Genomic DNA, 21,506 nt, shown 5'->3' with positions numbered 1-21,506 from the left:
CTGGCTGCCGACACCAGAATAGATAAGGCTTTATGTTTGTAAATTTTTCTAAGATGCATGGTTTAGGCAATGATTTTGTGGTCGTTGACAATGTGACCCAGAATGTCTTTTTGTCACGAGACCAGATCCGTAAACTGGCACACCGTAATTTTGGCATCGGTTTCGACCAGCTGTTACTGGTTGAGCCGCCCTATTCACCCGACCTGGATTTTCATTATCGGATCTTCAATGCCGACGGTACCGAAGTAGAACAATGCGGCAATGGCGCACGCTGTTTTGCACGCTTTGTCCGTATGAAAGGCCTGACCAATAAGCATAAAGTCAGTGTGTCCACCAAAGGGGGCAATATTACCCTGTTCACCGAAAAAGACGGCCAGGTCACGGTCAATATGGGTAAACCGGAATTTGCACCCACGCAAATCCCATTTAAAGCAAAACAACAGGAGCAAACCTATATTCTGCGCGCGCAGGAGCACACAGTTTTTTGCGGCGTTGTATCTATGGGTAATCCACATTGTGTGATTGAAGTTGAGGATATCGACCAGGCAGAGGTCGACACGCTGGGGCCCCTGCTAGAGCAACATGAGCGTTTTCCAAAACGTGCTAATATTGGTTTTATGCAAATCATCAACCGTGAGCACATTAAATTGCGAGTCTGGGAGCGAGGCGCGGCTGAAACATTGGCATGCGGCAGCGGCGCATGTGCCGCGGCAGTCGTTGGCATTGCTCAGGATAAACTGGCCAGCACCGTGCGGGTCGATTTACCAGGCGGTAGCATTCAGGTGCGCTGGAATGGCCCGGGTCAGAGCGTAAAAATGACCGGTCCTGCGGAACACGTATTCGACGGACAAATCGCCTTATGAGTAGTAACGCGGGCTCAGTAACACATCAACAGGTGCAGGATTTTCTTCACCACAACCCTGAGTTTTTGCTGCAACATCCTTATCTGTTACTGGAGCTTAACTTATACAACGATTCGCAGGGCGCGCCTAATCTGGCTTTATTGCAGCAACGTACCTTACGCGAGCGCAATCAGCAACTTGAAAAACAGATCGCACAGATGGTTGCGCATGCTAATGAGAATGAACAGATTTATCGTCTGTTCAGTGAGTGCCAGCGACGTCTTTGGCAGTGTCAGGACGTATCTTCACTGGGCGATTTATTGAGCCACGAATTGACCCAACTGCCCAAAGTCAGTCATTGTCAGCTGATCAATCTGCAAGAAGACAATGAGCAGGTGAGTGCAGTCAGCGCATTGCAATCCAGCCGGCTTAGAGGTTCGAGCTGTTATCAGGGTCGCCTGAGTCAAGCAGAGCGTGCCGGGCTGCTCGAAGACGCTCAGTGTCAGTCCTTTGCTTTATATACCTTAGGTGACAGTGAGACCCCCAAAGCCATGCTGTTATTCGCCAGCTATTGTGCCGATCACTTCGCGCCTGGTAACGGTGACCTGTTCGTCAGTGAGCTGGTCACTTCACTGACACTTCGATTACATCACCTGGCATGAGCAAACCGCATCTCGATGTGAACCCAAATAACCTCGGTCCGGGCTGGCTGGAACCGATTGCTGAGTTTGCCGCTTACCTGCAATTTGAACGTCAATATTCGGCACATACGCTGGGCCAGTATCGTCGACAACTGTTGCAGGCTGCCGCTTTTTTTGCACCTCATTGTGACCACTGGTTGGCTGTCAGCAGTGAGCTGGTCAGGCGCTATTCGATACAACTGCGCACCCGGCAATATAACCCGCGCAGTATCAACCTGAAACTCAGCTGCGTACGCAGCTTGTATAAGTTTTTGCAGCACAAGCACCAGGCCCACGCCGAAACGCCGAATCCGGCTCAGGGATTGCGCGGTCCTAAATTTCAAAAGCCCCTGCCAAAGAGTCTGGATGTCGACCAAATGGCGCAGCTTCTGGATATCCGGGACGATGATATTCTGGCACTGCGAGACAAAGCCATTATGGAGCTGATGTACTCCAGCGGGCTGCGTGTCAGTGAGCTGGTTAATGCCAACCTTCACGACATCCGTGATGGCGAGATCCGGGTGCTGGGTAAGGGCAATAAAGAACGCGTTGTGCCGGTTGGCACCAAAGCGCTGGAGGCCATCACACTCTGGCTCAAGCATCGCCCTCAGTTTGCCACAGCCGATGAGCCCGCGTTGTTTGTCAGTAAGCGCAAAACCCGTATTTCAGCACGCCATGTGCGTGCCAGAATGCAGGAGTGGGGGATCCGTCAGGGGATCTCAGGCACCATTCATCCTCACAAACTGCGCCATTCCTTTGCCACCCATTTACTTGAATCCAGTGGTGACCTGCGGGCCATTCAGGAAATGTTAGGTCATACCAGTTTATCCGCCACTCAGGTTTATACCCATGTGGACTTTGGTCACCTTGCCAAAGTGTATGACAACGCCCACCCCAGAGCCCGCAAACAACGTAAAGACTGAGTAGGTCTTTGGCTATTAATTAGGTAAACTCTGGTAGACTTTCAGCAAAGAGACATGTTATGCGTTTTAACCGTGCCATTGATGAGATCCAGGTTCTGAGCTTCGACCTGGATGATACTTTGTATAACAACCATCCAGTCATCGCCGCTGCGGTTCAGGCCATGAACGACTACGTCGATGCATTATCGCCCTGGCGTGCTCAGGGGTCAGAATTTTGGCTCAAATGCCGTAAACAGGTTGCACTTCAGCACCCTGAATTGACCAATGACGTTACCCGCTGGCGTCAGGTGGCATTGCGCTATGGTTTGCAGCAAGTCGGCTTCAGCCCAGCTGACACAGAGGCACATGCCGAAGCCGCCTACCAGGCGTTTGCAACAGCACGCAGTCAGATTGTCGTTGATGACTCTGTGCTTAATCTGCTGGCAAGCCTGAGAACACGGTTCCGGCTGATCGCCATCACCAATGGTAATGTCGAAGTCGAGCGATTTAACCTTGCAGGTCAGTTTGAGCAGGTACTGATGGCCGGCAGAGATGGCCGCGCCAAACCCCATGCAGATCTGTTTGATGCAGCCTGCCAGCACTGTAATGTGGCACCTCATCAGTTACTGCATATTGGTGACAGCCTGGACACCGACGTGCAAGGCGCAAACCTGGCGGGTTGCCGCAGTGTGTGGCTCAATAATCAGGGGATCCGGTATCGTTATCAGGGGCTGGCAGATATTGAAATCTGCGATATTCATGCCCTGTCGTTATTGCTCACTTAACACTATACGCCGGTTGTGCTCCCGACCACAGGTGGCCCCACTTCTGTTGCAAACTTTTAACAAATCACGTACTAATAAGACTTTCGTATAATAAAACAACAATCGGAAGTCTATTATGTCATCGCAGGATACTCATCTTGATACGGGGTTTTTTGGCCATCCCAAAGGTTTATCTACGCTTTATTTCACTGAAATGTGGGAGCGAATGAGCTACTACGGCATGCGCGCACTCTTGGTGCTTTTTATGACCGCTTCTTTACAAGAAGAGGGCCTTGAGTTCACCGTTGCAGCGGCTGCCGCTATCTACGGATTATACACAGGTGCGGTGTACTTTCTGGGGTTGCCCGGAGGCTGGATAGCTGACCGCCTGCTGGGCGGTCAGCGCACAGTCTGGTATGGCGGTATTATCATTATGTGCGGTCATATTGTACTGGCCATTCCAGCTCAGGAGACCTTTTTTATCGGTCTGATCCTGGTTGCAGCGGGTACCGGCCTGCTGAAGCCGAATATCAGTGCCATGGTTGGTCAGCTTTACCGCGATGAAGATGAGCGCCGTGACGGCGGCTATGCCTTGTACTACATGGGGATCAATGTGGGCTCCGTACTCGGCTACACCATCTGCGGGTACTTTATGGAAAACCTGGGCTGGCACTGGGCATTTGGTGCTGCCGCAGTCGGTATGGGTGTTGGCCTGATCCAGTATCGTAAAACACTCGGTTATATTGCCCATGTTGGCGATCAGCCCAGCAGCCCTCTGTCACCTGAGAATGCCCGCAAAGCCTGGTCGGTCATTATTGCCGTTATTGCCGCCGTAGCCGGTATCGTTGCATTGACCTATACAGGTGTGCTGGTCATCAATCCGGTTGTCGTCGCCCAGTACGTCGCAATCGCTTTTACCCTTATCTTTTTAGCCTATTACGGATTTATTTATTTTGCGGGCAATCTGGAACATGATGAAAAGCGCAAGATGTGGGCACTGTTTCTGGTCTGTGTGGCCTCAGCCTGCTTCTGGTCTGGGTTTGAGCAGGCCGGTTCTTCATTGAATCTGTTTGCCAGAGATTATACCGACCGACTGCTTGGCGGCTTTACGATTCCGACAGCCTGGTTTCAGTCCACGAACTCCTTTTTTATTATTGTACTGTCCCCATTCTTCGCAGCACTTTGGATCAACCTGGCAAAACGCATGATCTCCCCCTCATACACAGTAAAATGCGCGATTGGGCTGGTGATCATGGCCAGTGGTTTCATTGTTATGTTCTTCGCCGCCCAATATGCAGCTCAGGGTCTCAAAGTTGCTCCTATGTGGCTGGTAACCACCTACTTCCTGCATACCGTCGGTGAACTATGCCTGAGCCCGGTGGCCCTGAGTGCGGTGAGCAAACTGTCTCCTAAGCGGTTTGCCGGTCAGATGATGGGCGTGTTCGTTTTAACCTACTCGATAGGCAACATCATCTCAGGGTTGCTGGCAGGAAATTTCGATCCGGAAAACGTCGAGCAAATGCCAAACTTATATCTTCAAATTAGCCTGTTTTGTATCGGCGTGGGGATCCTGGTTGGCCTGTTTGGCTTACGTGCCAAAATCTGGGAAGGCCAGGGTCAGCAACAAACCGCTTAATGTTCCAGGGCCGATTAAACCGGCCCTTACCCCATCAGCAGGTGCCCTGGTTGGGCGCCCCAGGCTGGAAAAATCAAGGTTTCCATCTGGACACCGTCTGGAATTTGGGTAAGCTGGCAAAGCTGCTGCCACCAGTCTCACCAATGTGACAGTGGCAACAGAAGCAACATAGTATGCAATGGAAAGTTAAGCCTGATGTCAGCAGTCTTCAAATAAACTTTCCTACATAGAAAAGCCAGATACACAATGGAGGCAGTATGCAAACCATCGCCATTACCGGTGCCACAGGATTACTGGGGCGCGCGCTTGTCAAAACATTAGAAGCACATTACCACATTATTGGCTGTGGATTTCGCCGGGCAACCCCGCCACAGGTGTCTCTGGACTTATCTGACAAAGAGGCCGTCTGCGCTTTTTTGGATAAATACGTGCCGGACGTACTCATCCATGCCGCCGCAGAGCGCAAGCCCGATGTCTGTGAAAACGACCACGAACAAACACTCGCTCTGAATGTCGCTGCCAGTGAACACCTGGCAAAACAGTGCACTCAGCGTGGTATCAGATTGTTTTTCATCAGCACCGATTATGTTTTTGATGGTGCAGAGCCTCCTTACATCGAACAAGCCACGACCAATCCGCTTAATTTTTATGGGCAGAGCAAACAACAAGCTGAACAGGCCGTACTTTCGAGCGATGACACACATTGCGTTATCCGCGTGCCTGTCCTGTATGGGGATGTCGAATATCTGGCAGAATCCGCGGTAACAGTGATAGCCGAGCAACTTAAATCTGATCCGTGCAGTGCCCATGACGACTGGGCGATCCGCTACCCTACTCATGTTGAAGACATAGCGCTGACATTGGCAGATCTGATTGCATTACCAAAAGCGCATTTGGGGGGAATTTATCATGTGTCAGATACTCAGGCACTGACCAAGTATCAGATGGCGCTGACCATGGCATCCGTGCTGGGGTTAGAAAGGGCAAACATTGTCGCTTTACCAGAGCCCTCACAAAGTGCGGCTCGCCCCCACAACTGCGCTCTAAAAGACACCCGTTTACACGCACTGGGTATAGCACACCGCCGAGACTTTGCTGGTGCGATAGCTGACACGCTTTACCAACATTTGCAGGGGTAATACATTATGCGGGTGCACTCTGCGCTTCTGAGCCTTTCTTTGGCACTGAATGCTTATCTGGGCTGGCAACTTTATCAATCATCAACAGCGGCTCTTGCCGATGCCAAAGTCCCATCATCTGCTGTGCCGGCTCCCATTTCACGCACCAGCTCAGACCGAATACCCGTCTCACTTACCCAAGCCCAGCAGGCATTTCAGCAGGGACACTATGAACAGGCGCTGGCTTATCTGTTACAGACACACCAGACTCACCCTGGGGCAACAACCCGCCATGCCAAACAGTGGTGGCAATGGATCAATGCACACCTTGATCAGAGCAGCGAGTCTCAGCTGTTTGCCCAGTTAGCTTTGGTGCAGGGTTACCTCAGGATTGATCCACAGGCGCTTGTGGTACAGCGCCTTGAAATTCGCCTTTACCAGTCACTGCAACAGCCCGATGAAGCGCTCACACGATTGATGGTCGCCTACCAAAGCAACCCCGCGTACTCTCGCTGGCAAACTCTGATTGATGACTTGCTGGTACCACGCCTGGTCGAACTGAAACAGCAACAGAAATGGCATGAACTACTGATGCTTGCAGCCCCCTGGTACGATGAAAAACCGCAAATGCTGGCATTACTGACGCACCAGATAGAAGCGCATCTGGCGTTGCTGCAACCTACAGAAGCGCTGTTTTTGATTGCACAGGCAAACGATACATTGCGCCACCACCAGGATGTGGAAGCCCTTTACAATCAGGCTCAGGCACTGCAACAGGGGGCCACACATGTGCCGCTGCGCCGTCTGGGCAGTCACTTTGTGCTTGAAGCTCAGCTGGCAGGCAGTACCATCGAGCTGATGATCGACACCGGAGCCAGCGTGACCTCACTGACCCAGCAGCAATTTGCCGCGCTGGATCAGGCTGTTGAATATCTCGATACCAGAACAGTGTCAACGGCTAATGGTTTGGCTAATGTCGAGTTCTATCAAAGTGAGCACATGCAGGTAGGTGACCAGCTCAGAGGCCCCATGCAGTTTGCAGTCATGAATGAGATGCGTGCTGGCCCGGGGCTACTGGGTATGAACTTCCTACGCCACTTTGACTTTGACATTGACCAACGTAATGCAGTGCTGATTTTGCGTCCTCGTAGTCAACCTTGATATACTGAGTTTTTGCTCCCAAGCTATCTCAATTATGCAGCCAATGCGCCTAGCCAAATACCTGAGCCACTGTGGCGTCTGTTCACGCCGTCAGGCCTCTCGGCTGATCGACGCAGCAGAAGTCAGAGTAAACGGTCACCCGGCAAATCACATTGATCATGTTACCGATGCCGACCATATTACCGTCAGTGGTACACCGGTCACCGGCCCGGCCCCTAAACAATTGTATCTGTACCACAAACCTGTGGGCATTGATTGCAAATTGCGCGCGGACGATCCGAGTAGTCTGATCCATCACCTCCCGCCAGGTTCGCGAGTCTATCCCATTGGTCGCCTGGATAAAGACAGTCGCGGACTGTTGCTGCTCACCAATGACGGTGAGCTATGCAACCGTCTCATTCACCCCGATCACCACCAGGAAAAAGAATATCGTGTCGTCGTCGACAGGCCATTTGATGCGCAGTTTTGCACCCGTATGAGCGCAGGTGTCCCCGTCGATGGCGTGATGACGCAAGCATGCTTGGTAGAACCGCTCACAGAGGACACCTTTACTATTGTCTTGAAGCAGGGGATGAATCGCCAGATCCGCAAAATGGCAAGGTATTGCGGCTATCGGGTGATCGATTTATATCGGACACGCATTGCTAACCTGGTACTGAATGCTGAAGTCCTGGCACCGGGGCAATATCAGCCTATCCCGTTCACGCAGCTGGTGTTAGAAGAAAAGAAAAAATAGTACCGCCCAACCAACATACTGGGCGGTAAAAGTAGCATCGGGTAACAGTATAGCGAGCTGCTGATAGCAACGCACTGCGGCATATTGTCGCACCACTACTTCTCCCTGTTATCCTGAATATTTTTCAAGGCACTGGTAATTCGCACTTTGCCCAGTTAGTTTCTGTGTTCCGATATCATCAGAGTTCATACCCTATGGAGTGGATAGCGTTTACCTGTCTGGCCGCATTTAGTCAGGCCTGGCGTAATGCACTGCAAAGTCGCCTCAGTGAACATGCCAGTGTGGCCAGTGTGACACTTGCCCGCTTTTTGCTTGCCACACCGATGGCAGCTCTTTACCTGCTTGGTCTGTACCAATGGCAGGTAGTTCCGATGCTGACCATAACGCCATCATTAATCAGCTATGTACTGGGTGCCAGTGTCATGCAGATCATTGCCACCGGACTGATGGTGATGCTATTCAAACGCAACAACTATGCCGTCGGTGTGGGCCTGGCTAAAAGCGAAGCCTTGCTTGCAGCAGTATTGGGAATGGCTTTTTTTGGTTCACATCTCAGTCCACTGGGCTGGCTTGGCGTTCTGCTCGGTGGTGTGGCTGTCCTGTTGCTCAGCGGCGTGACGTTGCGCCACTTTGCCCCCTCCACCGCACTGCTAGGACTCGCCTGCGGTGGCGCGTTTGCGCTGACCTCATTGTGGGTCAGAGAAGCCAGTCTCGCCACCGGGTTACCCTTTCCCCATAGCGCTGCCTGGGTGCTGTTATTGGTGCTTTCTTGCCAGACCTTACTATTGGCTGGCTACCTGAGTTATGCGGAACAAGACGCCTGGCATACGTTGTGGCAGCAACGCAGACTGACCAGTGCCATCAGTCTTACCAGCTGTATCGGATCTATTGGCTGGTTTAGTGCCATGAGCCTGCAACATGTGGCCTATGTCAAAACGCTTGGCCAGATTGAGGTCTTCTTTACTCTGGCCATTGCTTTTTGGTGGTTAAAAGCCCCCGTTGCCAGGCGTGATACTCTGGGACTACTGCTTATCGCACTCGCTGCCATTTTAGTAATGATGGGCTAGGTCCATGGTCTAAAGTAAATTTTCGGGGAAAAATAGCTAGCACTTCCTATACTGAAGATATCGCAACAATTATGACTGAGTGCCTTACGTGCCGATTGCACAACATTTTTATAGTCAGCCTGACGAGGTTGAACTGGTCAAAGTGAAACTGTTTAAGCAGGTCGCTTACTACTGTCTATGCTTACATTTGCTGTTTATTTTTGCCTTCTGGTATAGCCATGTTTATATTCTGGCTATCGCCAATATCGCCAGCGTTGCGGCCTGGGCTGCGGGTATTTATCTGCTCAACCAGGGGCACAGTCATCTGGCCCTCAGGGTGTTTTGTATTGAGGTGACCGCGCATTCAGTTCTGGTCTGCGCTACGCTTGGAATGGACTATGGTTTTCAGTATTACCTGTGGACCATAGCCTGCATGTTATTACTGGATATGCAACTGAAACTGCGACTCGCGATTACCCTGTCTTTAAGCTTGATTGTGTTATTTGCAGTCTTGTTTGAGCTTTACGACACGGTCAATACCACCTTTGTATTTCGCGACTACGCCCGTCCCATCCACTTTATCAATGTATTCATCTGCGGCCTGCCCATGATTTACGTCATTGGACAGATACGCGAAAGCACCTTTATTCAGCGTCGGCAGCTGGCAACTCTGGCCGCAAGAGATCCACTCACTAACTTGTTTAATCGCCGTTATGCAAAAGAGTTGATCTTAAGAGCTCATGCCAGTTGTGCGCACAATGATCAGCCTCTATGTGTCGTAATGGCCGACCTGGATCATTTCAAACAAATCAATGACCAGCTTGGTCATGATATGGGCGACGAAGTCCTGCAAACCGTTTCAGATATTCTGCATAAACATGTAACTGATCAAGATATTGCCGTGAGGTGGGGTGGGGAAGAGTTTCTGTTAGTGCTGGTCGACTGCAACCTGGAGCAAGCAGTGCATCGTCTGGAAACACTGCGCCAAACACTTGAGAGACAAAAGTTCAACGGCAATGAGCTCACTGCAACCATGAGCTTCGGAGTGGCCCTGTGGCACACCGCCCTGCCCTTTTCAGTGGCATTACAATTAGCCGATGACGCGCTGTATACCAGCAAGGCGCTGGGCCGCAATCGCGTGACAACGGCCCAGTCCAGTTAGTTCGCGGGGGTAAAGGTAATGCGGTGGCTAATTTTACCCGGTAACAAGGGAACCGCTTCACCTTGTGCATAACCACTAAAACCAGCCCGATAAAACGGCGATAAAGGATGGCCACTTTGGCCACCAGCAACACTCATGATCGCTTTATCAAGATGCCCTGGCTGGGCAATAAAGCGTTGGGAAGCGCCAAATGCGGGTTTTTGTACTGCTGGCATATAGCTGTCACCAAACCCTGCCACCACTGGCATATCGAGCAAACCACTAAGCAGTGGGATCTGCCGGCTAAATGGGTGTTTGACTTCAAGTTGATTCACCCGCCCCCATTGCCATGCTGCCATTTCGCTCCCCTCAGACTCGCGCAATTGCACTTTGGCCGCCTCATATGCTGCAAATAACAGTGCGTCCCAGTCACTGTATTTTTGCAGCCACTGTGAAGGTTGCTGAGATATCAACTGCCACACGGCTGGCTCAAGGTATCGTTTAAGAGGCGACAAGCTCCCGTCAGCCTGTTGCAGAGTATTTTCCACCGGGGAAAACAACACGTCGATAGTCTGATCACGGAACCGTCTGACCAGTGTATAACCGACTGATTCCGGACAGGCACATGCCTGCCAGTCAGCCAAATATGCAAGGTCACGTGAATAGTGCGCTTTGCGGCTGTGCAATAACTCGCTCAACAGCTGGTGCCAGGGCATCAGAAAGCGTGCCTCGTTATCGAGTTGCAGGCGCATAAAGTCGGCTTCGTTAAACTGTGATTGTGCCATCAGCCGGTCGCGGATCTGCTGAGCCCGAGCCCCCAGTGCGTAGCCCCCATCACCAAATCGTTGGTGCTGTTGTGCCGATACAACCCGGGAGTTAGCAGTCCAGATCTTACCATCCGCGGGATTTTTCACGACCGGACGGTGCGCTTCATTATGCTGCCAATCCGCGCTGTAATCCTGACTGGTAACGGCCAAATCACTGGGGGACTGTCGGGCCGGCACTGCACCTGTCGGGCGCCATGCCGCATTTCCGAGCGCATCGACAACCACCATATTCTGAACCGGAATAGCGATATGCTCAGCCCGCAGCAATGCGTCATCAACGGACATGGCTTGTTCCAGCCCAGTCAAACCAAGATTAACCGCGTAATCCCGATGTGCCACCCAGCTTAATGCATACGCTTCGCCGTGGATCTGCTTAACTGGTCCGTAGTTACTCAATGTCAGGGCAAATTCTCGACTCTTACCACCCGGTAATCGCAACACTTCAGTAACCTGCCAGGTTCTGTCACTGTGAGGGTCAAGCTTGATCCAGTCAGCGGTATCCAGGTAACCATTCGTAAATCCCCAGGCAATATGATTATTACTGCCTACGACAATTGCGGGTGCCCCTGGCAAAGTAACACCAGATACCTGCACGGGATTACCGGTAGCTGTATTGTAATTAAGTTGTGCCCTATACCAAATAGCCGGAGCGTTCAGACCCAGATGCATATCATCCGAAAGCATTGCTGCCCCTGTATCAGTATGCTTCCCGGTCACAGCCCAGTTATTGCTGCCATAAAGCGGCAGCTCCTCAATATTACGTAATACGTCAAGTTGAGCTATGTCGCCTATTTGAGGTATTAAAACATCATTTATATGGACTTCACTCCCATCAAGCGCAGCCTGGTAATTGCTAGGCTGAATAATAAAATCCACCATTTCTTTACCAAGTAAAGACTCAACCAAAATAAGTGACTCATCTCGCTTTAAGGTACTTTCTTGTAAATCCAGGTACATACTAAAAATAACCAACAGGCTGTCTTCTGGTTGCCAGGGTCTGACATCTGCGCCTAACAAAAGATATTCAAACCCCTTCACACCGCTTTGTGCTTGCCCTTCATTCACCCCCTGAGAATAACGTGCAAGCAAGGTTTGATCTGACTGAGGCAGTTGCTGCAAGATAGTCTGGCTGAGCGCACGAAACTGGTGAAATCGTAAACGCTTATCAAGCTCAATGGCCGCTTCTCCAAATAATTCACTCAGCTCTCCTGCGGCATTTCGACGCAACAAATCCATCTGAAAGAAGCGATCCTGACCATGTGCAAAACCCAGCGCATACGCGGCATCATCACGATTCTGCGCGGTGATCACACTTTGACCCAACGCATCACGCTCCAGCGCCAGCGGTGCGCTTATCGCCGTTGATTGGCCCTGCCCGTCGAGCGCAGGCAAGCTCAATGATAAGATCCCGTACACGACCGCACTGGCAGCCAGTACCAGCAAAACCAGGGTCGCCACAGTACGTCTTAACCAAGTCAGCATACTCTCTCCTTATTATGAGTGATTAATGACCTAGCCAGCTTAGCGCTAAATATTCCGGATTGCATTATCGTATTGCATGACAAGTCTGTGACTCCCCATTGAGACATATCCTTGCCGGCGATAAAAAAGCACCACCACAACAATCACTTCAGTTCGTGCGCTAAGTCACAGCACGAGTGCTATCAGCATCGACAGGATTTTTAGGCATAAATTACCTCGGGTCTTGGCGAGTTTTCATACAGACAACTATAGTTAAATGATTCAAGGATACTTTTTCACGTTTACATGCAGACCATACACGTGCTGTCGTCAAGGAAAGCTTTTTTAACCCGCTTTATAGTGGGGGCACTTTTATTGGTGATCCTGGCAGCTGGCTGGTACATCGATGGCATCAACGAACGCCGTCTGATAGAGGTTGAGAAAAACCGCACATATGAAGAGCTGAATGTTTATCGTACTCAGATAGAAGGCACATTGGCTGCCAATATCCAGCTGGTTCGAGGACTCGCTATTGCCTTAGCGCCTCAACCAAACTTGGATCAGGCGCAGTTTGAACGCTTTGCGGCTCCCTTGTTCGAGACCAGTCAAGTATTACGTAATGTGGGGGCAGCACCGGATATGGTGCTGCAAATGGTGTATCCACTCGAAGGAAATGACAAAGCCATTGGGCTCAATTACCTCACCCACCCACAACAAAAAAAAGACGCAATTAAAGCCAGAGACACTCGCAATATCGTTCTGGCAGGTCCGTTAGAGCTCATTCAGGGCGGTACGGCGTTGATCGCACGGGTCCCCGTGTATGTTGACAAAGACAGTTTCTGGGGACTTCTTTCGGTCGTTATAGATATGCCCAAACTGTATGAGCAAGTATCACTGAACAAACTAGAAGGCGACTATCTGATAGCGATTCAGGGCCGAAATGGTCTGGGTGACAGCGGTGAGTATTTCTATGGCTCACCCACCATTCAGGAGCACAACCCATTGGCATTCACCATTCATGTGCCATCAGGTAGCTGGGTGATGTACGCAGCTCCGCGCTATGGTGGAAGGCCTCATCTGCGGCCTTATGGCCTTTTCGACTGGCATTATTGACTATAGTTGTATTCTTCTTTTGCGCGTTTTCATTTTACACACGCTTGCTTTCGGAACTAAAAAATAAAACCAATGCGTTGACCAATATGGGCTCGCTGGCCAAAGTGGGAGCCTGGTCGGTTGACCTGGCGTCTCATCACATCACGTTGTCGGATGTAACACGCCAAATCTTTGCCGTACCATCACACTATCAACCTACCTGGATGAGTAGTACCGAGTTTTTCAAAGAGGGGCCCCATCGCAAGAAGTTTCAGGATCATATGACTCAGGCGATCAAATATGGCAAACCCTTTGAAGATGAATTCATTGTCCAACCACACAAAGGTCAGGAATGCTGGGTATTTATCAAAGCTCAGGCAAAACAGCACAATGGCTGGACCTCTCAGGTATTTGGTTCAGTGCAAAACATCAATGATCGCAAGCTAATGGCAATAGAGCATGAAAAAGTGGCCAGAAATAATGAGCTACTAGCACAACTCAGTACCCATGAAGCCATACTTAATAATCACACCGATCGCGCCCAGGAATTGTGTACCGACGCCGTTTGCCAGGCCGCTCGCGCGTCGCGCGCCAGTATTTGGCTGCTCAGTGACGATCACTCTCTGCTTTACCCAACCTGTTTCAGCAATACCCGAAGAGACAGCCTTCAGCATTTCCCTCCATGGCGTAAGGCGACCTTGCCAGGGCTGTTTTCTGCGGTACTCAGCAAACAAGTTATAGAAGCAAGTACAGCAACCAAACACCCGATCACCCGGCCTCTGGCCGACCAATACCTTGACCCGTTTGAAGTTGAAGCGATGCTCATCACGCCCATTCTGCATCGCGGCGCTGTGTGCGGGATACTCTGCACAGAATACGGTGATCCTTACCCGGACTGGACAGACAGTGACAGACGCTTTGTACATGCCATTGCCGCTATGTTGGCCAGTTTGTTCAGCGGGCAACAGCAGCAGCAGGCTAAACGCAAAGCCGTTATAGAAAAAGAGCTGGCCGAACAGTCTGCCAAAATTAAGGCTGATTTTCTGGCCAGTATGAGCCACGAGATCCGCACCCCGATGAACGGCATTATTGGCATGCTGGAGATACTTGGCAATTCGCAACTCACCGACACCCAACAGCGCAACCTGTCGCTTGCTCAAAGCTCGGCAGAATCACTGCTCACTATTATCAACGACATTCTGGATTTCTCTAAAATTGAAGCTGGAAAACTGAATATTGAGCAAATTGAATGCGACCTGATCCAAATTATCAGTGACTGTTTTGCAGCCTTTGCGCCACGAGCCAATGACCAGCAAACAGAGCTCTTTATCGATAGTCGTAATATGCAATATCAGTATGCTAAGACAGATCCGCACAGGCTCAAGCAAGTGCTCAACAACCTGCTCAGCAATGCCGTCAAGTTTACCGAAGGCGGTAAGGTGACTCTGACATGCTATACCGAGCGCACCAGCGACCAGTCTCGCTTGTGGTGCAGTGTAGAAGACACGGGCATAGGGATCAGCAAGCAACAGCTGAGTAAAATTTTTGATTCTTTTACACAGGCCGATCCTTCCACTACGCGCAAGTTTGGTGGCACTGGGCTTGGGCTCACCATAGCCAGACAGTTGTGCGAACTCATGGGGGGCGCTCTCAATGCATACAGTAAACCCAGTATTGGCAGCACCTTTACGTTTTATATTGAGCTCAGCGATCCACAACCAATCCGGGCGCTGGACGCCAAAAATGACAGCCTGTTTGTTATTGATGCGCACTCGCCCTCTGATCTGGCTGCACGGCATATGCTCGATGCCTGGCATATCCCAACCGAGCACTTTGAGAACGTGGCGCAAATGCTGGAGTTTTACAACACCAAAGAATCACATAAGCCCGCTCTGATCATTGCCACACAAGTGCTTAGCCGCTCGCCGGACTCAGACATACAGAGCCTGATAAAGCTGATAAAAGTAAAGCAGCTCAACTATGCTCTGTTGTGCCACACGATGCAGGAAACCGAAGCCTTCCCTCAGTTTTCATCCAATAACCTACTGCTTGCGCCCCTGACCCCGGCCAATGCTTTATCATTAGTGAAACGCAAAGAACCGATTGCCGCAAAAGTCGCCGAAGACGTCTGCCTGGATGTCGATATCCTGCTTGTAGAAGACAACAAGATTAACCAAACCGTTGCAACCACATTGCTTGAGAAACTGGGTGCCCATGTCACCTGCGCACACAATGGCCTGGCGGCGATTGGCCACCTCAAAGTACGAGAAGAGCCCTATGCTATCATTCTCATGGATTGCCAAATGCCCGAGATGGATGGCTACACTGCCACCAAAGAGATCCGTGCAGGCATTGCCGGCGAGCAACATCAGCAAACACCTATCATTGCGCTGACAGCGAATGCCATGGAAGGTGACGAAGAAAAGTGTCTGGCAGCCGGTATGGACGCCTACCTTAGCAAGCCCATCAATTTCAATGCACTGAGTAAAATGTTGCAGCGCTGGGTCGATGAAGCCAAAACCTGCTGATAAGGCTGACAAAAGTACACGTCATTCACCTGAGGCCACTATGCAAGGCCGTTCAAATCGCATAGAGTAAAGTCATGAAAAAACCTGATCTGCTGCACACTACCAGCAGCACATCTACTAGGGAAAAGATATGAATTTATCCAAGATCGAACAGCGGATCATTGGCTGTCTGCTGGAAAAGCAAACGACAACGCCAGATCAGTACCCACTCTCACTCAATGCACTGACCAATGCGTGTAATCAGAAATCGAACCGGGAGCCGGTGATGTCTCTGACCGAGTCTGACGTACTGGACACCCTGGCTCAGCTTGAACAAAAGCGCATCGTCGTTTGTGACGAAGGGCTATCCGGCAGGGTAAACAAATATCAACACCGCTTTTGCAACAGCGAATTTGGCAGCCTGAAACTGACCGAACAACAACGCGCCATTGTCTGCTTGTTGTTATTACGCGGCCCCCAGACCCCGGAGAATTACGCACTCGCAGTGGCCGACTAGCAGAGTTTGCGACGGTTGGCGAAGTAGAAACTGCACTGAATGAGCTGCAACAACAAGAACTCGCCATGCGCCTGGCCCGAGAGCCCGGCAAACGAGAATCACGCTACCAGCACCTGTTTGGCAACCCAGAGGATTACGAACAAACGGAGGTGAGTGCTTCAGAACCAAGCGTGAATCTGGATGAACTGCTGCTGGAAATCGATCAGCTCAAGCAGGAGCTGCAAACCATCAAGCAACATCTGGGTCTGTGAAAAACAGCTCAGTGCAAGAAACAGATCTAATCTGTAACAAATTAAAGTAAACTTAGAACAATCAGACATAATTGGACCAGCCGTAGAATACGGGTGGTAAGAGGAAACCCCATGCGTGAAGCGATCATCGCTGAAATGAAAGTTCAGCCTACCATTGATGTCGCGGCGGAAGTCGCCCGACGTGTTCAGTTTATTAAACAGACGCTGATTTCAGCCCATTGCCATAGTCTGGTTTTGGGGATCAGTGGGGGTGTTGACTCCTCAACCTGTGGCCGTTTGTGTCAGCTGGCAATTGACGAGCTGAATGCCGAGCAAGGTTGTCAGGGTTATCAGTTTATTGCCATGCGCCTGCCATACGGCACTCAAGCTGACGAAGAAGAGGCGCAGCAGGCGCTGGAATTTATTCAACCCAGCAAACGCTTAACTGTTAATATCAAAGCGGCTGCTGATGCTATGCACGAACAGGCACTTCAGGCTATGCAAGACAGTGACACCACAGTGCCCAATGCAACCCTGGTTGATTTTGTCAAAGGCAATGTCAAAGCCAGACAGCGTATGGTTGCACAGTATGAAATCGCCGGCCTGACACGAGGCCTGGTGGTCGGGACCGACCATAGCGCAGAAAATATCACCGGCTTTTATACCAAATTTGGCGATGGCGCCTGCGACCTGGCGCCTCTGTTTGGCCTTTCCAAACGACAGGTAAGGGCGTTAGCCGACTATCTGGGTGCCCCACAGTCTCTGGTGCATAAAACCCCAACTGCCGATCTGGAATGCGATCGCCCGGGGCTTGCTGATGAGGAAGCACTAGGCCTGAGCTATGATGACATTGATGACTTCCTGGAGGGCAAACCTGTCAGTCTGGATGTTGAGCAACTACTCATCGGCATTTATCAGAAAACACAACACAAGCGTCAACCTATCCCCACCATTTACGACAGTGAATAAGTGACAGACGTAACACCCTGTGATCTGGTCTGCGTTATCTCACGTACAAGGCCAGACGCACAACGCGGGTCTTAACTCGGGCGCTCTCTACTTGCGCGCCCTAAAACGCACTTTACTCGTTAAATCTGCAAAGAAGGATACATGCCAATGACATCGCCGATTTTGATTACCGGAGCCGCACAACGCGTAGGACTGGCGATGGTTCAGCACTTTATTGCTGAAGACATCCCCGTGATCATGACATATCGCACAAAACATCCGATCATCGATACGTTGATTGAACAAGGTGTGACTTGCATACAGGCCGACTTTAATCAGCCGGATGCCATTACAACTCTGATTGCACAAGTCCAGCAACATACCAACGCGTTAAGCGCAGTGATACACAATGCATCGAGTTGGGATTGTGAAGCAAGTAATCCAGATCACGATGCACTATTCGATACCATGATGCACATACATGCCAAGGTCCCTTATCTGCTTAATTTGGGGCTGGCACCTTTGCTGGAAAATCATCAAGGCACGGCCGATATCATTCACATCACAGATTATGTAGTCGAGAAAGGCAGTCCGAAACACATTGCTTATGCCGCCAGTAAAGCGGCACTGGATAATCTCAGTCGCTCTTTTGCCGCCAAGTATGCACCTAAGATTAAGGTCAATTCAGTGGCACCGTCGCTGATCATTTTCAACGAGGATGACAGCGAAGAATATAAGGCCAAGACACTGAAAAAATCCATCATGGGCATTGAGCCGGGCTGTCGAGAAGTGATCGACGCCGTCGAGTTGCTGCGTAAAAGTAATTACATCACCGGTCGCACCTTGGCCGTTGACGGAGGCCGCCACCTGAAATAGCAGGCCTGAGCGAATCAACTACAGTGAGTTTTATTATGCATGAAGAATTAAAAAGCAGTTTCCAGCAAATTATCACCGCCGTTGGCGAGGACAAAGATCGTGAAGGGCTGCTTGATACCCCGAAACGTGCAGCCAAGGCCATGGAATACCTGACTCAGGGCTATCGCCAGGAGCTAAGTGATGTGACCAACAATGCCGTGTTTAGTTCGGATGCTGATGACATGGTCCTCATCCAGGACATTGAGCTTTATTCAATGTGTGAACATCACCTGCTGCCATTTGTTGGTCGCGCGCACATCGCTTACATCCCCAATGGCAAGGTGTTAGGCTTATCTAAGTTTGCACGTATTGTGGATATGTACGCGCGCCGCTTTCAAATCCAGGAACAATTAACCCATCAGATTGCACAGGCAGTTGAAGAGGTTACCGGAGCCCGCGGTGTGGGCGTGGTGATCGAAGCCAAACACATGTGCATGATGATGCGTGGGGTTGAAAAACAAAATTCACAGATGCGTACTTCAGTCATGCTGGGTAACTTTCGTGAAGACGCCAAAACCCGCAATGAATTCTTACAACTACTAAAACGCTAAGGACCGCTTATGCACACGGCGATCATCAATATTACCAATCTAAGGTTACGCACTTTCATCGGTTTCAATCCCGAGGAGAGAGAGAAAAAGCAGGACGTTGTGATCAATATCGAGATCCATTACCCCGCTGATGCGGAATGCTTATTTCATGATGAAGTGGGCCATGCGCTGAACTACAAAACCATCACCAAAGCCGTGATCGCCAAAGTGGAAGACGGCCACTTTCTTTTGCTGGAAAAGCTGGTTGCAGACATTTTAACTGAATGCCACCAGCATCCGGATGTTAGTTATGCCAAAGTAAGAGTCGATAAGCCACATGCACTGCGTTTTGCCGATTCAGTCTCCTTAACGCTGGAGTGGCGTAAACCAGCATGATCTCTCTGGCAGCGGTTTACACTAACCCCGCTGCCAGTCCTATCACCACGGCATAGCGTAAGCCTTTACCTAAAAACACCAGTAACAAAAAAAGCCCAAAGCGAACCCGAAATACCCCAGCAATCAGGGTCAATGGGTCGCCAACTATGGGTAACCAGGCAAACAACAAGCTCAAGGTGCCATATTTTTGAAACTGTCTTTGCGCTTTATCCATTGCCTGTCTGGAAACCGGAAACCAGCGCCGCCCTTCAAACCTGCTAACAGCCGTTCCCAAATAGTAATTGACCACACTGCCCAGCACATTACCCGCTGTTGCACTTAGCCATAAACCCCATAAATCTCCTTGTCGCTGCACAACCAGTCCTGACAACAACAGCTCCGAAGAAGCCGGTAGCAAAGTAGCGGAAATAAAGGCAGATAAAAACAACGAAGCATACAACATAATAATGGGTGTCTACCAATGGCCTGTGTGAAACCAATTTCACTTAATACCTGTTCAATTTGAAGGAGCAAATATGGCGCTAACGGCGTTAAAAATTTCTTATTTAGAGCAACTAAATAGCAAAATTTTTGCCTTGTTATCGACCCTGTTTTCTCGCCTCAAAATAGAACACTTAATTAAGCAAATTGGTGTAATTCTGAGTTGGTCTGTTTCTGAAGAGGGCAAGCGGATACACCGCTGAAACTTGCGCTCACCTGAAAAATACGCATTAATGAACGTATTGTAACGCAAGGACCATAATAATGATAAAACGTCTCGCAATGGCCTCTTTAGTTGTCGCACTCGGCGCTCAACTTAGTGCCTGTAATGCTACACCCAGTCCCGCTCCTCACAGCAATGGCTATGAAACCTATATCCAGTCCGGGGAGCTGTTCAAACATACTCAGCTGACCGATATTGATGGGCAACCTGTGCAGTTAGCACAGGGCAAAAAGCTGGTCATCCTGTTCGCCACCTGGTGCTCTGATTCCCGGCGAACCTTAACTGAATTGAAAGCCTCTAACCTACTGGCAGATCCCACACTTCAGGTCGTAGCCATTGGCCGGGAAGAAGACGACAAAACACTCAAAGCATTTCGTGAGTCATTCTCAGTGGACTTTACACTGGTTGCAGACCCGGATAGACAAATTTATCAGCACTACGCAAATAAAGGGATCCCGCGTCTTATTCTACTGGATGAGCACAACAAGGTGGTCAAAACACTCATTGGTGAGCAGCCCGGCATTATCGAGCAGGTTCGCTGGTAATGAGTACAGATGTTGTCAGTATACTGACCATGGCCAAGGTGATCCAAACTGCCGTAGCACCGGTGTTTTTGATCACCGGTATCGCGGCGACATTAGGTGTATTATCGAATCGCCTGGCACGCATCACCGACCGCGCCAGGTTGCTCGATCGTAAGCTAAACAATAGCCAGGATGAAGAGCTCAAAAGCCACCTTACCCGCGAAATGCGCACCCTGCTCAAACGCTCTCGCTGTATTCACGTCGCGTTTAGTATGAGTGTTCTGTCTGCTTTACTGGTCTGCGCCGTCGTTATGGTGTTATTTGTCTCTCACCTGTACACGCTGTCATTGGGTGTTACCCTCTCAAGCTGTTTTATTGGTGCCATGTTGTTATTGATCTGCGCATTTGTCGCATTGCTGGCCGAAGTCTTTCTCGCCACTCGCAGTATGCGCCGGGGCATGATCTTTAAAGATATTGGCGACTAATGCCAATCCGTATTAATACCAATTTGCTTAATTAAGTGTTCTATTTTGAGGCGAGAAAACAGGGTCGATAACAAGGCAAAAACTTTGCTATTAAGTTGTTCTAAATAAGAAATTTTTAACGCCGTTAGCGCCATATTTGCTCCGTCAAATCGAACATGTATTAAGTGCAATTGGTATAATACATAATCATGTTAGACGCATTGGTGTAACCGCACAGTCAAACATTCTGCGTGTATTGGCTCAAAAGCTGTCATTGAATTGCTCAGACTGAAGCGCCAGTCTGAGCGACCGCCCCAGCCATCACCTCTTTCATTGAGCCGACACCCGCTCCCTAAATTGTCAGGC

The 21,506-nt window shown here is 50.1% G+C and carries 20 protein-coding genes and 1 pseudogene; 19 read left to right on the top strand and 2 right to left on the bottom strand.

Features of this window, described 5'->3' with window-relative positions; translation table 11 throughout:
* Nucleotides 1–32: 32 nt before the first annotated feature.
* The 10 genes from dapF to ELR70_RS05375 all read left to right on the top strand — a co-directional run bounded on the left by dapF (nt 33) and on the right by ELR70_RS05375 (nt 10,047).
* Nucleotides 33–863, top strand: a complete 831-nt coding sequence (gene dapF / locus ELR70_RS05420; protein ID WP_054017388.1) for a diaminopimelate epimerase — start codon at nt 33–35, stop codon at nt 861–863.
* Nucleotides 860–1,504 (top strand): DUF484 family protein, encoded by a 645-nt coding sequence (locus tag ELR70_RS05415; protein WP_054017387.1) that lies wholly within the window; start codon nt 860–862, stop codon nt 1,502–1,504. Before dapF ends, ELR70_RS05415 begins: the two co-directional genes overlap by 4 nt.
* On the top strand, nt 1,501–2,445 hold the full coding sequence (gene xerC / locus ELR70_RS05410; protein WP_054017386.1) for a tyrosine recombinase XerC: 945 nt from the start codon (nt 1,501–1,503) through the stop codon (nt 2,443–2,445). Before ELR70_RS05415 ends, xerC begins: the two co-directional genes overlap by 4 nt.
* A gap of 59 nt (nt 2,446–2,504) precedes the next feature.
* Nucleotides 2,505–3,209 carry an HAD-IA family hydrolase gene (locus ELR70_RS05405; RefSeq protein WP_054017385.1) on the top strand — a complete coding sequence of 235 codons (705 nt, stop codon included), beginning with the start codon at nt 2,505–2,507 and terminating at the stop codon, nt 3,207–3,209.
* Between the two features lie 115 nt (nt 3,210–3,324).
* On the top strand, nt 3,325–4,824 hold the full coding sequence (locus ELR70_RS05400) for a peptide MFS transporter (RefSeq protein ID WP_054017384.1): 1,500 nt from the start codon (nt 3,325–3,327) through the stop codon (nt 4,822–4,824).
* A 257-nt stretch (nt 4,825–5,081) separates the two neighbouring features.
* Nucleotides 5,082–5,963: an SDR family oxidoreductase gene (locus ELR70_RS05395; RefSeq protein ID WP_054017383.1), complete on the top strand. Its 882-nt coding sequence runs from the start codon at nt 5,082–5,084 to the stop codon at nt 5,961–5,963.
* A 6-nt stretch (nt 5,964–5,969) separates the two neighbouring features.
* Nucleotides 5,970–7,103, top strand: coding sequence for a retropepsin-like aspartic protease (locus tag ELR70_RS05390; protein ID WP_054017382.1), 1,134 nt, complete (start codon nt 5,970–5,972; stop codon nt 7,101–7,103).
* 31 nt (nt 7,104–7,134) lie between these two features.
* On the top strand, nt 7,135–7,839 hold the full coding sequence (locus tag ELR70_RS05385; RefSeq protein ID WP_128064522.1) for an RNA pseudouridine synthase: 705 nt from the start codon (nt 7,135–7,137) through the stop codon (nt 7,837–7,839).
* 194 nt (nt 7,840–8,033) lie between these two features.
* The gene (locus ELR70_RS05380; RefSeq protein ID WP_054017380.1) at nt 8,034–8,906 is read left to right on the top strand and encodes a multidrug transporter; all 873 of its coding nucleotides are present in this window, start codon (nt 8,034–8,036) and stop codon (nt 8,904–8,906) included.
* Nucleotides 8,907–8,994: 88 nt separating this feature from the next.
* Nucleotides 8,995–10,047, top strand: coding sequence for a GGDEF domain-containing protein (locus tag ELR70_RS05375; protein WP_235577145.1), 1,053 nt, complete (start codon nt 8,995–8,997; stop codon nt 10,045–10,047).
* Here the strand turns inward: ELR70_RS05375 and ELR70_RS05370 are convergent.
* Entirely contained in the window at nt 10,044–12,335 is a 2,292-nt protein-coding gene (locus ELR70_RS05370) for a penicillin acylase family protein (protein ID WP_054017379.1), read from the bottom strand. The genes ELR70_RS05375 and ELR70_RS05370 overlap by 4 nt on opposite strands.
* 339 nt (nt 12,336–12,674) lie before the next feature.
* On the opposite strand from ELR70_RS05370, the gene ELR70_RS25335 reads away from it, so the two are divergent.
* The 7 genes and pseudogenes from ELR70_RS25335 (at nt 12,675) to folX (ending at nt 19,449) form a co-directional block, all read left to right on the top strand.
* Entirely contained in the window at nt 12,675–13,427 is a 753-nt protein-coding gene (locus ELR70_RS25335) for a CHASE domain-containing protein (RefSeq protein ID WP_241566354.1), read from the top strand.
* Nucleotides 13,424–15,934, top strand: coding sequence for an ATP-binding protein (locus tag ELR70_RS05365; protein WP_241566353.1), 2,511 nt, complete (start codon nt 13,424–13,426; stop codon nt 15,932–15,934). Before ELR70_RS25335 ends, ELR70_RS05365 begins: the two co-directional genes overlap by 4 nt.
* Nucleotides 15,935–16,064: 130 nt before the next feature.
* Nucleotides 16,065–16,681 (top strand): annotated as a pseudogene (locus ELR70_RS05360) (YceH family protein).
* A 111-nt stretch (nt 16,682–16,792) separates the two neighbouring features.
* Nucleotides 16,793–17,629 (top strand): ammonia-dependent NAD(+) synthetase, encoded by an 837-nt coding sequence (gene nadE, locus ELR70_RS05355; RefSeq protein WP_054017376.1) that lies wholly within the window; start codon nt 16,793–16,795, stop codon nt 17,627–17,629.
* 147 nt (nt 17,630–17,776) lie between these two features.
* Complete coding sequence (folM, locus tag ELR70_RS05350; RefSeq protein ID WP_054017375.1) at nt 17,777–18,484, top strand: dihydromonapterin reductase; 708 nt, start codon at nt 17,777–17,779, stop codon at nt 18,482–18,484.
* Nucleotides 18,485–18,519: 35 nt separating this feature from the next.
* Entirely contained in the window at nt 18,520–19,074 is a 555-nt protein-coding gene (gene folE, locus ELR70_RS05345; protein ID WP_054017374.1) for a GTP cyclohydrolase I FolE, read from the top strand.
* Between the two features lie 9 nt (nt 19,075–19,083).
* Complete coding sequence (gene folX, locus ELR70_RS05340) at nt 19,084–19,449, top strand: dihydroneopterin triphosphate 2'-epimerase (protein WP_054017373.1); 366 nt, start codon at nt 19,084–19,086, stop codon at nt 19,447–19,449.
* Between the two features lie 16 nt (nt 19,450–19,465).
* On the opposite strand, the gene ELR70_RS05335 is transcribed toward folX, so the two are convergent.
* The gene (locus tag ELR70_RS05335) at nt 19,466–19,891 is read right to left on the bottom strand and encodes a YqaA family protein (RefSeq protein ID WP_054017372.1); all 426 of its coding nucleotides are present in this window, start codon (nt 19,889–19,891) and stop codon (nt 19,466–19,468) included.
* Between the two features lie 302 nt (nt 19,892–20,193).
* On the opposite strand from ELR70_RS05335, the gene ELR70_RS05325 reads away from it, so the two are divergent.
* Entirely contained in the window at nt 20,194–20,697 is a 504-nt protein-coding gene (locus ELR70_RS05325) for a TlpA disulfide reductase family protein (RefSeq protein ID WP_054017371.1), read from the top strand.
* On the top strand, nt 20,697–21,161 hold the full coding sequence (locus ELR70_RS05320; RefSeq protein WP_054017370.1) for a DUF2721 domain-containing protein: 465 nt from the start codon (nt 20,697–20,699) through the stop codon (nt 21,159–21,161). The genes ELR70_RS05325 and ELR70_RS05320 overlap by 1 nt, the downstream gene beginning before the upstream one ends.
* Nucleotides 21,162–21,506 lie beyond the last annotated feature (345 nt).

The sequence above is a fragment of the Pseudoalteromonas sp. R3 genome (genome assembly GCF_004014715.1).
In the GTDB taxonomy this organism is placed as follows: domain Bacteria; phylum Pseudomonadota; class Gammaproteobacteria; order Enterobacterales; family Alteromonadaceae; genus Pseudoalteromonas.
The sequence above is the reverse complement of the archived record's forward strand: the minus strand, read 5'-3'. Positions and strand labels throughout refer to the sequence as shown.

What these genes read in the sequence shown, in the direction of transcription:
- folX (WP_054017373.1), top strand. Translation starts at nt 19,084, where the DNA reads ATGCACACGGCGATCATCAATATTACCAATCTAAGGTTACGCACTTTC.
- ELR70_RS05405 (WP_054017385.1), top strand. Translation starts at nt 2,505, where the DNA reads ATGCGTTTTAACCGTGCCATTGATGAGATCCAGGTTCTGAGCTTCGAC.
- ELR70_RS05380 (WP_054017380.1), top strand. Translation starts at nt 8,034, where the DNA reads ATGGAGTGGATAGCGTTTACCTGTCTGGCCGCATTTAGTCAGGCCTGG.
- folE (WP_054017374.1), top strand. Translation starts at nt 18,520, where the DNA reads ATGCATGAAGAATTAAAAAGCAGTTTCCAGCAAATTATCACCGCCGTT.
- folM (WP_054017375.1), top strand. Translation starts at nt 17,777, where the DNA reads ATGACATCGCCGATTTTGATTACCGGAGCCGCACAACGCGTAGGACTG.
- xerC (WP_054017386.1), top strand. Translation starts at nt 1,501, where the DNA reads ATGAGCAAACCGCATCTCGATGTGAACCCAAATAACCTCGGTCCGGGC.
- ELR70_RS05390 (WP_054017382.1), top strand. Translation starts at nt 5,970, where the DNA reads ATGCGGGTGCACTCTGCGCTTCTGAGCCTTTCTTTGGCACTGAATGCT.
- ELR70_RS05415 (WP_054017387.1), top strand. Translation starts at nt 860, where the DNA reads ATGAGTAGTAACGCGGGCTCAGTAACACATCAACAGGTGCAGGATTTT.
- dapF (WP_054017388.1), top strand. Translation starts at nt 33, where the DNA reads ATGTTTGTAAATTTTTCTAAGATGCATGGTTTAGGCAATGATTTTGTG.
- ELR70_RS05370 (WP_054017379.1), bottom strand. Translation starts at nt 12,335, where the DNA reads ATGCTGACTTGGTTAAGACGTACTGTGGCGACCCTGGTTTTGCTGGTA.
- ELR70_RS05400 (WP_054017384.1), top strand. Translation starts at nt 3,325, where the DNA reads ATGTCATCGCAGGATACTCATCTTGATACGGGGTTTTTTGGCCATCCC.
- ELR70_RS05395 (WP_054017383.1), top strand. Translation starts at nt 5,082, where the DNA reads ATGCAAACCATCGCCATTACCGGTGCCACAGGATTACTGGGGCGCGCG.
- nadE (WP_054017376.1), top strand. Translation starts at nt 16,793, where the DNA reads ATGCGTGAAGCGATCATCGCTGAAATGAAAGTTCAGCCTACCATTGAT.
- ELR70_RS05335 (WP_054017372.1), bottom strand. Translation starts at nt 19,891, where the DNA reads ATGTTGTATGCTTCGTTGTTTTTATCTGCCTTTATTTCCGCTACTTTG.
- ELR70_RS05325 (WP_054017371.1), top strand. Translation starts at nt 20,194, where the DNA reads ATGATAAAACGTCTCGCAATGGCCTCTTTAGTTGTCGCACTCGGCGCT.
- ELR70_RS05320 (WP_054017370.1), top strand. Translation starts at nt 20,697, where the DNA reads ATGAGTACAGATGTTGTCAGTATACTGACCATGGCCAAGGTGATCCAA.